The 12,754-nt window shown below is 68.6% G+C and carries 12 protein-coding genes; 5 read left to right on the top strand and 7 right to left on the bottom strand.

Translation table 11 applies throughout. The annotated features are described in order from the left end of the window. Positions 1–291: 291 nt before the first annotated feature. Positions 292–513: a hypothetical protein gene (locus AB0D57_RS17285; protein WP_362072641.1), complete on the bottom strand. Its 222-nt coding sequence runs from the start codon at positions 511–513 to the stop codon at positions 292–294. Positions 514–846: 333 nt separating this feature from the next. Here AB0D57_RS17285 and AB0D57_RS17280 point away from each other — a divergent pair, with 333 nt between their 5' ends. The 3 genes from AB0D57_RS17280 (at position 847) to AB0D57_RS17270 (ending at position 4,126) form a co-directional block, all read left to right on the top strand. Further along, the gene (locus tag AB0D57_RS17280) at positions 847–1,134 is read left to right on the top strand and encodes a hypothetical protein (protein ID WP_362072638.1); all 288 of its coding nucleotides are present in this window, start codon (positions 847–849) and stop codon (positions 1,132–1,134) included. Positions 1,135–1,244: 110 nt separating this feature from the next. Then, positions 1,245–2,669 carry a hypothetical protein gene (locus tag AB0D57_RS17275; RefSeq protein ID WP_362072635.1) on the top strand — a complete coding sequence of 475 codons (1,425 nt, stop codon included), beginning with the start codon at positions 1,245–1,247 and terminating at the stop codon, positions 2,667–2,669. Positions 2,670–2,827: 158 nt separating this feature from the next. Next, positions 2,828–4,126, top strand: coding sequence for a hypothetical protein (locus tag AB0D57_RS17270; RefSeq protein ID WP_362072632.1), 1,299 nt, complete (start codon positions 2,828–2,830; stop codon positions 4,124–4,126). 179 nt (positions 4,127–4,305) lie between these two features. Here the strand turns inward: AB0D57_RS17270 and AB0D57_RS17265 are convergent, their stop codons facing one another. Continuing rightward, a complete protein-coding gene (locus AB0D57_RS17265) occupies positions 4,306–4,539 on the bottom strand; it encodes a hypothetical protein (protein ID WP_362072629.1) in 234 nt (77 codons plus the stop codon). Between the two features lie 388 nt (positions 4,540–4,927). On the opposite strand from AB0D57_RS17265, the gene AB0D57_RS17260 reads away from it, so the two are divergent. Further along, on the top strand, positions 4,928–5,218 hold the full coding sequence (locus tag AB0D57_RS17260; protein ID WP_362072626.1) for a hypothetical protein: 291 nt from the start codon (positions 4,928–4,930) through the stop codon (positions 5,216–5,218). A gap of 126 nt (positions 5,219–5,344) precedes the next feature. Here AB0D57_RS17260 and AB0D57_RS17255 read toward each other — a convergent pair whose 3' ends face one another. From AB0D57_RS17255 to AB0D57_RS17240, 4 genes are all read right to left on the bottom strand, one after another. Continuing rightward, positions 5,345–5,905 (bottom strand): hypothetical protein, encoded by a 561-nt coding sequence (locus AB0D57_RS17255; protein WP_362072623.1) that lies wholly within the window; start codon positions 5,903–5,905, stop codon positions 5,345–5,347. Positions 5,906–6,342: 437 nt separating this feature from the next. Further along, positions 6,343–7,236 (bottom strand): replication-relaxation family protein, encoded by an 894-nt coding sequence (locus AB0D57_RS17250; protein WP_362072620.1) that lies wholly within the window; start codon positions 7,234–7,236, stop codon positions 6,343–6,345. Positions 7,237–7,976: 740 nt separating this feature from the next. Continuing rightward, entirely contained in the window at positions 7,977–8,855 is an 879-nt protein-coding gene (locus tag AB0D57_RS17245; RefSeq protein WP_362072617.1) for a hypothetical protein, read from the bottom strand. Between the two features lie 595 nt (positions 8,856–9,450). After that, complete coding sequence (locus AB0D57_RS17240) at positions 9,451–9,699, bottom strand: hypothetical protein (RefSeq protein ID WP_362072915.1); 249 nt, start codon at positions 9,697–9,699, stop codon at positions 9,451–9,453. Between AB0D57_RS17240 and AB0D57_RS17235 the strand changes: the two genes are divergently transcribed. Continuing rightward, positions 9,635–10,054: a Tn3 family transposase gene (locus AB0D57_RS17235; RefSeq protein ID WP_362072899.1), complete on the top strand. Its 420-nt coding sequence runs from the start codon at positions 9,635–9,637 to the stop codon at positions 10,052–10,054. The two genes, AB0D57_RS17240 and AB0D57_RS17235, sit on opposite strands and share 65 nt — an antisense overlap. Before the next feature lie 69 nt (positions 10,055–10,123). Here the strand turns inward: AB0D57_RS17235 and AB0D57_RS17230 are convergent, their stop codons facing one another. Next, positions 10,124–12,622 carry a hypothetical protein gene (locus AB0D57_RS17230; protein ID WP_362072614.1) on the bottom strand — a complete coding sequence of 833 codons (2,499 nt, stop codon included), beginning with the start codon at positions 12,620–12,622 and terminating at the stop codon, positions 10,124–10,126. Between the last annotated feature and the right edge of the window lie 132 nt (positions 12,623–12,754).

The raw sequence follows: 12,754 nt of genomic DNA, 5'->3' as shown, positions 1-12,754 counted from the left end.
GGGGCGGCCGGCGCAGTGGTGCGCACGCGCGGGGAAGCCTGCGGGCGAGCAGTACCTCGTCTCCCGGCCCAGGCGACTGCGCAACCAGAACTGTGGATCGCAGCCGGACGCCGAGGGCACCCGCGCACGGCTGCGTAGTCGCACGCGCAAGCCGATTGCGCACGACGCACGGACCGCTGCGCAGCGCCCCGCGTACGGCAGTGCGCCCCGATTGCGCAGCGGGGAGCAGACCGCCGTTCAACACCGGCTGCGCGCTCTGGCCGGTGGCCGGGCCCGCCGCCGCAGAGGGCCTCAATCTGTCCCGGAATCTCCAAAGAGGGCGTCGCGGATCGAAGCCGCCACGACGCGGAACGCGCCGGAGAACGCTCCGCCGATCGCAGCCAGGCCAGCCTTCTCCCAGAAGTCCTTCCGCTCCGAAGCCTTGTCCCCGGCTTCCTGCGCGGGCTGCGCCGAACCCCCACCGACTGCCTCGCCGGACGGATCCGACTTGGGGGTGCGCTGCTCGTTGCTCACTGCTCCTCCAAGAGCTGTATCGAAAGGTCCGCCGTCCCGGACAGGGGCGGCGGAGAGGACGATGGAGAACCCAGGGGTTAGCCCCGCAACTCGACCTGTCGAGGAGCGCGTTCAGCAGATCCACGTCAGCGGACGCTGGGACGCGCGCCCTCGACCCACCACTCGTCCGCGTCGGCGTCCGTCGGCTCCGGAGGTCTCGCCGGACGGCCGAACGGGCCGGACACGGAAAGCCCCTGCCGATGCGGCAGGGGCTTGCGTCGAAGCCAACAGATCAGACCCCGGGACAGTCATTCAATGGTTGGCCGCATCGCCTCATAAAGAGACGATCCGGCGGTGCACGGGCTTGAGGCCGTACGCCGACGCTGCCTCGCAGCGGCCCGCTGCCGCCGACCCGTACAACTCAGGGCGCCGCCGTACGTCTCCGAGATGACGTACGCCGGAGAGAACAACGCGGACAACGCCGACTGCCGTCGAACACCCCGCGCCGTCCGCGAAGCAACTGCCCGACGCGTGGTCGGGCCCGACCACGCCCCCGACCACGGCAGCCCAGCGCGCATGTTGCCGGAACGTGATCGATGGTCGGGGGTTGTGGCCGCCGCTGTGGTCGGCGTCGACGGGTGAGCTGCCTCCATGGATCTCACGCACGTCCCCTCGCCCGTCGGCACCACCCGTCGCGCGTCCGCGAACGGCGTGGGCTGCCGCGCGCAGAGCGGCGCACTCACGGACGCGCGATGAACGGAGCACGGATCCGCCGCGGCCCGATGGCCGGCGACCAGTTCACCCAGATCGCCAACGGCCTCTTCCGCGACAGCCGCCTCACCTACAAGGCGAAAGGAATCTTCGGATACATCAGCACGCACCAGGACGGCTGGCAGGTGACCGTCGCCGGGCTCGTCCGCTCCGGGCCGGACGGACGGGACGCGGTGCGCACCGGGCTGCAAGAACTGGAGACCCACGGCTACCTGATCCGCGAGCGCCTCCGTCGTACGAACGGCACCCTCGGCGAGATCGTCTACTCCATCACCGACCGCCCCACCTTCGTCGACGTCCTGATGGCGGACGCCGCTACGGCGCTCCCCGCGCCGACTGCGTCCACGGAAGGCCGGGGCGACTACAGCGTGGGGATCCGCCGTGGCGTGATGGCCGGCGACCAGTTCACCCAGATAGCCAACGGCCTCTTCCGCGACAACCACATGTCCTTCAAGGCGAAGGGGCTGTTCGGACTGATCAGCACCCACCGCGACGGCTGGCACATGACGGTCGCGGACCTGGCCCGCCGCGGCCGCGAAGGCGTCAACGCGGTGACGACCGGGCTGGAGGAGCTGGAGCGCTACGGCCTCCTGCAGCGGGACCGCGACCGCAACCCCGACGGCACCCTCGGCCCAGCCACGTACTTCATCACCGACCTGCCCAGCCTGCAAAACGCCAGGTCACAACCAGAGTCGGGAAATCCAGGACTGGATAACCCTACGTTGGCTGACCGCCCCACAAAGAACACCATCAGTAAGAAGACCAACAAGCAGAAGACCAGAACCGTCCCTCCGTGCGCCCCCGGCGAGCGCACGAGCGGCCGCCCGGCTACGCCTCCGCCGAAGCCGGTCACGCCTGCGCCGCAGGATCTGGACCCAGGCACCCGACTGCTGCTGTCGATCGGGGCGGCCCATCCCGAACTGCTGCTGCAGGAGAAGGCCTTGTACGACCAGGGCCGGATCATGACCACGATGCTGGACGCCGGCTGGAGCCCCGAGCACCTGCGCCACGTCATCACCAGCCGCCCGCTGCCCAGCAGCATCCGGACCTCCGTCGACGCGATCGTCGCCGCCCGACTGCGCTCCGCCCAGAGCTACCCGCCCCCAGTCGCGTACGTCGACGACCTCGACCCGGACGAACGCTCACTGACACCGCAGCCCTCCACGACGGCCGCCGCCGCCCGCACGGTCTCCCAGGCGATCACCTACCGGGCGCTCGTCGAATGCGCGGGCTGCGGCCTGCCCGGCACCGTCCCCGGACAAGACCTCTGCCCGGCCTGCCTCGACTGGCCGCTGTGCCGAACCTGCCCCGGACCGACTCCCCGCCGCGCTCACCCCGATGGCAACGGACGCTGCGCCACCTGCACCACCGCCCTGATCGACCCTCTGGAAGCGAGCACCTCATGACGGACACGCTCCACACACCACCCCGGACGGCACCCCAGCAGCCTCTTCGTCCGTTCGCCCGCGATCCGAAACGGTGGGAGGAAGAACGATCCCGCGCGCAGCAGGCCGGCCACGTCTGCTGCGACACTGCGTGCACCGGCACGTGTGAACCTGCGCTCGTGTACGAGCGCACCGGGTGGGGGTGGCTCGCCTGGACCGTGCCCGCAGACGGCACCCTGCCCGAGCGCCCACGGCAGATCGGGGTGCTCCCCCCGGGCGCGGCGATGACACAGCGACTGGCCGTGCGCTGGCTGACCCGGCGCCCCGCCACCCGCATCGCCCTGGCCCCCGCCAGCCCAGTCTCCTTTCGGCTCTCCGCAGTCGCCATGGGGATCATCAGCCTCTTCGCCGCCATGTTCGCCCTCGGCCGCGGCATCCCCGCCGACCTTGTGCTGCCAGCGATGCTGCTCGCCCCCTTGCTCACCGAGCACCTGCCCGACCGGCTCGACGACCAGGCCGGCGAACACGTCCGCAGCGTCGAAGGAGACGCCGCATGCCATTACTTGCAGCGCCTCGCCGCCCTGCACACCTACCTCGTCAAGGCCGCCGCCGACAGCGACCGCTACGAACTGCACCGCTCGGCCGAGGTCGGCCAGAACCTGCTGTGGGACGCCGCTGGCCTGCTCCTGACCGAGGACACCCGCTTGGCCTCGGCTCAACTCATCGACCGTGAGCGGCTGATGCTCCAGCTCGCCGACCAAGTCGCCCAGACCCTGGAGCGCACTCGCACCGAAGCCCGCTCCGGCGAAGCGAACCAGCCCTGCGGGCACGAAGGCCCGCTGGGCCCGCTCCCGCCCGGCTTCGAGCCAGCGGCACGACCAGGACCTCGACGCTCGCCGGGCACTTCACCGCTGAAGGGATACCGCACCCGGACCCAGGCCGAGTCCGACGACTCAGTCCGTACCACCGATGTCTATCTGCTCTTCGCACACGAGGCCTACTGCCCCGGCGATGGTGCCCAGGAGATCAACACCACCCTGGTAGCCGCCGACTCCCTGCTCCACCCCCACGTGCTACAGCCCGACGGCGCTCAGATCCACGACCGCCTCACCCAGGGGCGCCAGCCAAGCGAGATCATCCCGCTGTCCACTCTCACCCACGAACTCAACGGTGGCCCCGGCTGGCCGGCGGTGGGCGACTGGGAGAAGGTCACCACCGACCTCGTGCAGCTCGTCCATACAGGGGAATGCGACGCCCTCAGCCTCGGACTCCCCGAGATCGCGCGCGCCCTCATCATCACCGGCCCGTACAACCACGTGAGCGCATTCGACGCCGCAGCCGACGAGTTCATCACCTACGGGCCGAAGGAGCGCGCGGCCGTCCTGGCCGAGGTCGACATGTTCCTCGCCTGCCTCGTAGCCGAGCAGGATCTCTGGCCGGGCCAGGGCCTGCTGCCCCCGCTCTTCCGCCAGGCGTAGACCACCATCCCCTTGGTGCGGCGGCGCCGACGACCACCAGGCCCGTTGTCAGAGCCTGAAGAAGCGCTCGGAAGTGACCGGGGAGCCAAACGTCCACGTCAGCCCATCCGCCACGCTGACAATCGAGGCCTGAACCTGTCGTGCCCCGGCCACCTGGTCGGGGCACGCGTGGGCGCGGGCTACTCTCCAGACACCTGCTGGAGTACCGCCATGCCTTCCTTGGCCAGCGCCTTCATCCCCGCGGTGACGGGATCACCCTCCTTGGCCCCGTCGACGACAGCCAGGAGGGCCCTGGTAGGGGGACTGCTGAGGAATCCGAGGTCCTTGTTCTGCTCCTCACTCAGCTTGGACCATACCTGCTTCTCTTTCGCACTCAGCTGGGAAAATGCCTGGTTGAAGTCGTTCTGTGACACGGCTTTGTTCCTTCCGTACGGGGACGCTATCTGGGAGGCCTTCCCTCGCAGGACTGCTGCAGCCGCAAGTTCACTCTGGCGGGGGTTCTTGCCGATTGTCTGCTGGCGTAAAGCCGGTCGGTCAGGTCGTTCTGAGGACCCTTCTCCCGCCTACGACGAACCGTCATACCGCAGGCGGTCTCGCGGAGCTGGGGAAGCCCCACATAGCCGTCAGCGCCCGCGCATGATCTGGGGCCATGCCGACGTCCATCCATCTATAGACACACCGCCGTCCGGCACCGCCGTTACCGAAACGCCGTTACGGAACGGATACTCCTGCCCCACGGGCAACACGGCCGCCCTGACCTGCGGCGTCGAGGTTGCAAAACACCCAGTAAGGCTCCGGCCCGTGGGCGAGGAACTGCTCCAGGACGCCCAACCGCTGCGCACCGTACTCGGCGCATCCACGACCGATGATGCGCAAAGCGCTCAGAACTGGCTCGACGAGGCACAGGAGGCCCTCGCCGCCGGCCGAGGGCGGACGGCCGTGTGCTACCTTCGCCGCGCCGAGGACGCTGCGCGCCGTGACGCCGGGCGAGGCGTGGACGCAACCCTTGCCCCGTTCGACACCATCCGCCAACGCGTGGACGAGATCGACGAGACGGCCGGACCGTTCAGCGGCCCAGGGCTCAAGGCGTAACGCACCGGTCCAACAGCACGGCGCCCCAGAAGACTGGGGCGCCGATCTCGTTCTCGTGTACCCGTCCCGGCCGGAGTGCTGGTCGAACCCCGGGGACTGTCCAGTGTTCGTTGGGACTCGGTGCGGTCAGGGTGCCGAGGAACGGCGGGCGGCCAAATCCTCGACGCGGGAGCGTCTCCAACGCTGCTGGCGCGGGCGGCCGGCACTTCCGCGGCGGTGCTCGACCCCATCCGGCTCGCCGAGGCCGGGGAGATAACCGTGCCCCAGCGCGCTGAGAAAACTGTCCGCATCCTTGTAGCCGAGGATCCGGGCCGCATCCGCTGCTCCGACCAGGTCCTCGTGGTCCTCGTCGACGGCTGGTAGCGCCCCGCGCTGGCGGGCGACGGCGACGACGGTAGCCCGGCGCCACTTCTTGCTGGGCCGCCCGCGGACACCTTCCTTCTTCTCCATGGCGTCCGGCTCGGGCAACTCCGGGACGCGGACCTGGGAGAGGGCACTGGAGAAGGAGGCGGCGCTGCCGTATCCGAGCAGGGCAGCGACCTCGGCCGTACCGAGCAGCTCGTCGGGGTCCCCGTCCGCCGACACCTCGGGCAGCGGGACGGACGCGGCTGATCCGCGCCTGCCCTTGCCTGGTCGGCTGGTAGCCCAGTCGACGATCGTGCCGCGCCGCCAGTGCGGGCCGTCCACGCCGTCGTGGTCTGGCGGGGGAAGTAGTCGGGCCGGTCACGGAAGTAGGCGTCGATGGTGGCCGTGCTGGTGTACCCGAGCAGCTTGGCCACCTCCCGCTTGTTCAGCACCTCGTCCTGGTCGGCCTCCAGCACCGCGGCCAGCAGCGTGCGCTGCTTCGGTGCGCGCTCGGCGAAGAAGGCAGCGACCTGGTCGTGGCGCCGGTACTGCTTGCGGCCCTCGGTGCGGGCCACCGGAGGAAACCCGCTGCTCGGGTCGTTACCCCACTCGCTGACCCGGGACTTGCTCGTGCCGAACTCCGCCACGATCTGCGCGGTGTCCACGAGCCGGGCGGCCTGTGACATCACAACCCCTTGAGAAACGGATCGGCAAGGCGAGGCTGGCACCCGGGCCAATGCGACATGTTCGATAATGCCAAATACGCGCGCGCGGAGTCATCACAAGGCGGTCCACGGGCGAGGCTCGCCCCCAACCAGCGGCACCCACACTGACCCACTGGGACCGTGCTGCTCGATGTCTTCCAGGACCGCGGCTCCCAGCTGCACCTCGCGGGCGAGGGCCGCAACGAGCGGGTGCTGAGCGACCATTGCCTGCAGATCACTGATCCTGTCTCCCATCCTGGCCCGGGAGGCGCCGGTGAGCACGAAATGTACGCGGGGGAAAACCGGATACCAGCGCAGCCAGGCAGGGCCCGTGGAGGCCGGCCTGCGGCGGCCGACGGGCTGGACTTCGTACTGGAACAGCCGGGCGTACTCGATCAGCTTCACGGCCAGGCGCTCGCTGCTCATGGTGGTGCGATCGACCTCCACGAACGCGCGCAGCTTCCGCCGGTGTTCGCCGTCGGCGACGGTGTAGTGCATGACAGCGTCGGCCACGAGCCGTTCCCCCTCACCCAGGGGATGAGATACCTCAGGGGTCCAGTCCCACGGGCCGTGCTCGTGCCCCAGCCGACGGGCGTCTGCCGCAAAGGCCAGGTGGGCGCGCACGACGGTGAGCGTGTGCGGCGTCTTCAGCGAGGCGGCCGTTGCGGAGTTGATCGGATACGGAGGGCGGCCCCGCAGCGCTGGGAAGTCCCGCGCCAGGCGAGCACCCTCGCCCGTGAGGTACCAGGCGCGGGTGCGGTTGGACTGGGGCAGCACCGTGTAGTCGACGAGCCCCTTCTGCCGCAGCTTGTTCAGTGGGGTGGAGACGGTCTGGCGGGCGACGTTCGGCCGAAGCAGATCGTGGAGTTGGCTGGTGGTGGCCATCCGGTGCTGGGCGAGCGCGGACAGAAGCTGATGGGGCAGCGGCTCGTCGGGCCTGGGAGTGTACGAGGCAGCGGTAGCGGTCACTGGTGTCCCTTCTTGGCGGGAGACGTGGTCGAACTCCCAGGTCAGAACGGGGTGTTGCTGCCTCTGAGGAAACCCGCCGCCCCCGACCCGGCCACCGACCACGACGCCCCAACCATGGTCACGATGGGGACACAAAGGCCGTGGTCGGGCCGACCACAGGCCCGACCACGGCCTGGACGCTGCTGCGCGGTGCGCCCTTGACGGCGCTGGTCAGCTGACCCGTCCAGGGCGGGAGGGACTGCCCGATCCCGGAGGACCACGAGACGCCGCTGTACTGAGCCGGTGCTGCCGGATCGGTATGGGCCGGGGGAGGCCCGCCAAACTGACGGCAGGTCGGTTCAGGGCCTGGCACCTGGAACACCTTGGGTGCACCGCCGCCAGCTCTTGGGCGGGCGGGCGTGGCCGGCATCGTGTATGCCGCGTACGCCGAGGACCTTCACTCGCTTGATCCGGCAGTGGTGCCGGTCGACGCTGGCGATGGGAGGCGATCCCTGCACCGCTGCGTCAGCGCCCTCGGGCAGTGGAACAGGGCGAAAGGGCCTCAAAACCTACCGGGCAAGGGCTGACGGTCGAAGAGAGCGATGGCCGGCCCGGGATCCGAGGATCCCGGTGGGAGGTTGACAGCCTCCCCCGGCCATCGGCCGACACACCCGGCCCGCCGGGGTCACACGAAGGAAACCCACAGCCGGGTGCCGTACATCGTCAGGATAGCGGCCGCATGGCGCTACCTGCGTTGTGTGTCAGTCCGCCTGCAGGGTGCCGCGGGCCTCATCGATCGTCTTCTTCCACGCGACGGCGCTGCCGTGGCCGGGATGGGACTCGGCCAGGACCTCGACGGTGACCGCGCCAGGGTCGGCGGCCGTGCGCAGGGCATGCACGGCTGCCTCCATGCGGCGCTCGCCGAGTTCGGAACTGGTCGGGACCTGCTGGCGGGCATGTGCGAGAGCGACGACCCGCCGGCGCTTGTAGCGGTTGCTGGTCAGACCCCGGTCGCTGCGGAGGACGTCGTCCGGCCTGGCGAGCTCGGGCAGGATGCCGCGGGCGATGGCCCGGTTGAGCTCCAGGTGGCTGCTGTAGCCGAGCATCGGCGCGGCCTGCTTGGTGTCGAGCAACTCCTCCGGGTCTCCGTCCTCGGCCGGAGCGGCCGCCTGCGTGCGGGACTTGCTCTGGGTGTTGCCCGGGCCGGGGCGCTGGTCGATCCAGTCGGCGACAGTGCCCAGGTACCAGGAGCGGCGAAGACGGCCGCCGTCGGTGGTCTCCGCGACATCGGGCTCGGGGAAATACCCGGGCCGGTCCTGCAGCCAGCCGAGCAGGGTCACGGTCCGCTTGTGGCCGAGCACCTTGGCCACCTCTGACGTCGACATCAACCGGTCGCGGGGGCCGGTGAGCAGGCTGTGGCGGACGGAGGACTGTGACGCCTTTGCCGCGCGGTAGGCCGTCAGGAAGGGACCGATGGTGCCGCGCTTCCACCGGCGGCGCCGGCCCTCGATCGCGTCCGGCTCCGGGCATCCGGTGGTGGTGCGGTCCCGATACAGCTCGCTCAGGCGCGAGGGGCTGAGGCCGAACTCGTCGTGGATCTGCTTGGAGTCCAGGAGTTCGTTCTCGTCGGTGCCGGTCATCGTCTTCCTCCAGGAAGGCGTGGTGAGGGGCGAAGGAGCCGCGCGAGCTGGATGCGCGGAGGGCGGGGAGGCCGCCGCCGCCGGCAGTGGTGGGTGTGTGTATCTGGCGGGTGCTGTCGGCCTGCATGATGGTGACCTCCTTTCGGATGCGATCTCGGTGGGCCGCTGCGAACTGCGCCGGCGCCGATGATTCGATACTAGATACAGACTGCTGTGGTTGGCAAGCTGCGGATCCGAGATTTTCTCCCTCTGGGAGTGTGGAACGCGGGTGTGGGTGCTGCCCGCCCCGCCGGACACCTGCGATCCGAGCAGATCGTACGAGGTCACGTTGCGAGCACCGGCCGCGACCAGGGCCTCCCGGAGCCAGACGGCCCGGTTGCAGCCAGCCCGCGGCACCGGCGCTCCGAGCGCGATGAGCTGGGCTTCTGCATACTCGTGGCCCTGCTCCTGGCGGCGGACCTTCTGTGCCGCCCGGTCGGAAGCGGGCGGGTTCGTAGGTTCCCGGATGCGGTGACGCCCGAACCGGATCGTGTGCGCCGCCCTGGCGTCGACGAGCATGCGGGTTCCGGCCTGACCTTCGACCTGGGTCGAAGGTCTACCGTCGAAATGTGAGCACGATGCGGATCTCCCAGCTCGGGGGTGGCCCGGATGGGGCCCCGGCGCCGTTCCCGTCGGGGAAGAAGGCCCGCCGCAAAGCGGCGCGGGCGCTGTCAGCGAAGCGGGCCGTCGCGCTGGCGCTGGCGCATTTCACCGACTGGCTGGAGTTCTGCAATGGCGGGGTGATCTCCGAGAACGACCCGGTCGAGCAGGAGAAGGCGGTGAAGCTGACGTCTTTGCTGGCCAACTGCGTGATCCTCCATACGACCCTCGACCTGATGGAGGTCGTACGCGAGCTCCAGGCGGAGGGCCGTCTCCCCCGCTTCGGACTGGGGGAGACGGCCCTTCGGCCGGGAGGAGCCGGTCGGTCTCACAGCATTCCGTCGATCACGCCCTGCCGGAAGGCCCTCCGTTCTGCGGCGGAGTACCCCAGAGCGGGGAGCTGCGGGTTCGTGGCCACCCGGTCTGCCGGTCGGGTAAGACGAGCCTGGGGAGGGCCAAGCGCTCGTGTGACTGCTGATCTCCCCCACCGACCGGCTCACTTGCCCTGGCCGCGCCCGGCACCTTTCTGGGTGCGGCCGGGGCAAATGACCACTGACTGACTGACCCCGAGCAGGGCGAGGTTGCCGTGATCCACCAGACCGCACATCAGCCTTGTGGCGGCTTCGCGCTCATCCTGTCTGCGGACTCCAGGCAAAGGCGCGTACCCCATTGGAAATAGGCACGCGTTGCGTGGAGTTTTCGGCCACGAGGCGCCCATCCGCTTGCAAAGTGGCGTTCCAACCGCTGTCATCGCTGCTGGTCCTTTGCAGCAGGACCGTGCTTTTCGTCGCCTGCCATGACGATCCCTGCTTCTTCAGCACCTTGAACGTCCTGAGTGGTTGCTGGTCACACTGGCTGTCCGACGTCCAAGGGTCGCCGTCGTCGATCACGGGAGCGACAACGGCATGGGGGGTTCCCTTCCGGTCGTACCAGAGGGAGCATGCATCCCACGACTGATACGTACGGGGTAGCGGGACGGTGCTCAGGTGCCCGGTCTGGTTCATCTCCGACAGCTGAAGTGTTGATTTGCGCCAGTCGTCACCGCAGCCGACGCCGTCCGCGGAGGCCAGAAGCCAGCCCTTGTCGTGGCCGGGCTCCATCACCAGGAGATCGGTCACTGGCAGGGGGGAGGCTTGGAGTTTGGAGTTAACCCGGAACAGCTTGTGGTGGCAGTCCGGCCAGGGAACGCCGATGAGCGTGTCGCCTGAGCTCGGTGATCCGCCATACAGAGGCATGGTGTTGCAGCCGCCGGAACCGCAATTGTTCATGCCCGCTACGCGGATCTGGTCGTCCGAAAGTCCGTCGTGGATGGATCCCTGGTTGGCCAGCAGCACGTGCTTCGGTTCTTGCCCGATGCGGTAGCGGGCGAAGCCGTCATTCTCACCGTTGGTGAGAGTATTCCATCCGGAAAGCAGGTTCTCGCCGGCGAAGGAAATCCTGCAAAAATTGCACTCCCACCTGTCGACTGTGCCAGTCTCCAGATCTGCGAGGTAGACACGCGGCGTAGTGGTCCTGTCGTCTCTCCTGGGTGTAGCGCTCCAAGCGAGTTGCTTGCCATTGGGGGACCATGTGAGCTGTGTGGCCGACAGTCCGATTGGCAGCGTTGCGATGACGTCGGGGCTTGCCCTTCCCGTTTGCACGTGGACGGCGCGGTCGGTGGCGAAAGCCAGGGCCGGGGGCAGCTCGGTCTTCCAGAGTGTCTTCTTCTTCAGAGGGATGCTCGCTCCGATCTCGCGGCCCGCGAACTCCCCGGCTGCCACTTCCATGCCGGCGCCGCCTTCGAGGAATGCCTCGACCTTTGCCTCGCGCTTGAACGGTTCGATGCCGCCTTCCACCCCGGCGGCGACTTCCAGGTAGAGGCCCGCGGTGAAGACGTCGAGTGGTGCGGCCGCTTCGATGCCGATGCGGAAGCCGACCTTGCCCTTCAACTTGCCTTCCGTCGCCCCGGCCATCTCGGCCTTGCGTTTGGCTGGGCGGTTGCTCTGGATGTGCGCCGAGGCCCAAGGCCGCAGACTCAGACGCGTCTTGACGGTGAAGTCTTCGGAGATCTCCGACTCGAACTTCAGACCCGTTTCCGCCTTTGCCTCCACTCCGGCAATCCACTTCCACGTGGGATGCACGCTGAATGGCCCGACACGGACCAGTTGCACGGCCCAGGCCGGGAATTTCCACTTGCTCTTCCAGGCCGTGTCCCAGCTGCACTGCGCGGCGTGGGGGGTGCCCCAAGTGGTCTTCATGGAGTACTGGATCCTGGCCTGGAGCTGGGCCCAGACGAGATCGTTCTCGTTGAAGCCCATGTCACTACCTGCGAAGTCGACCTGTGGCCAGTCCATCTCTGCCTTGAACACCGGCAGCCCTACGCCGCACGAGATATTCCCACCTAGGGCCTTGCGCTTCCAGGTGTCCATCTTCAGGGTGACTTCGGGCGCCAGGTCCTTCGGGTCGTCTGAGGCCGTGTAGGCGGCCAAGGCCATGTCCGTACCCTGCGAAGCGTGTTCGGGGGTCTTCGGGAAGCGAAGAACCGCCTTGGGCATAGCCTCGTTGAGCTTGGCCGGTGCTGTCCGCACCGCCAGCACGGAGCCGCGGCGCTCAATGCGTATTACCCTCCGCAACAGGCCCTCGGGGGTCTGCGGCCCCTCCGCAGCCAGCAGGATGTCTCCGGCGCGAAGCCCGCGGGCGGTCGGCGCGTCCGCGCGAAACAGGACCTGGTCGCCCTTGGGTGGGGAGATGAGTCCGGGGTTCGCGTAGTTGAGGATGCGGGCCTTGTCGGAGACAGCGACGCGGTAGTCGACAACCACACGCGTCAACTTGCCGCTGCGGACTGCGGCGGTCAGCACGGCGTCCGCGGTGTAGTAGGTGGCGTGCGCGGCCTTGGCTGGCGCGGGCGTCAGGTGGAACGATCCTGGTGGCAGCTTCAGGGTGGTGGAAGCCGTCACGGACCGCTTGAATCCGTCAGCCCCAGTGATTGCGACGTTCGGCCGGGCGCCGTCCGGCAGACCTGTGATCTCGACACTGAGACGCGTATCGGATTTCCGGACTTTCCAGAGAACCGCTCCTGCGCCAGTGGTCAGCAGCACCAGCGCCAGCACAGCGCTGAGCCACAAGACTCGTCTGCGTGTTGTGGTCATATGCCCTCCCTCCACGAGTTCCGTGGGAACGCGTCAGCCTCGATTCGTCAGCGGTCTGATCGGTCTCGCTGATTCGGCGCCTTGCCCCGGTTTGTCCGACTGGTCGGTATAGGGGCCTTCGCATGCGCTGCG

Source organism: Streptomyces sp. NPDC048275 (genome assembly GCF_040652275.1).
GTDB lineage: Bacteria > Actinomycetota > Actinomycetes > Streptomycetales > Streptomycetaceae > Streptomyces.
Note: the sequence above shows the minus strand (reverse complement) of the source record. Positions and strands in the feature narration are given on the sequence as shown.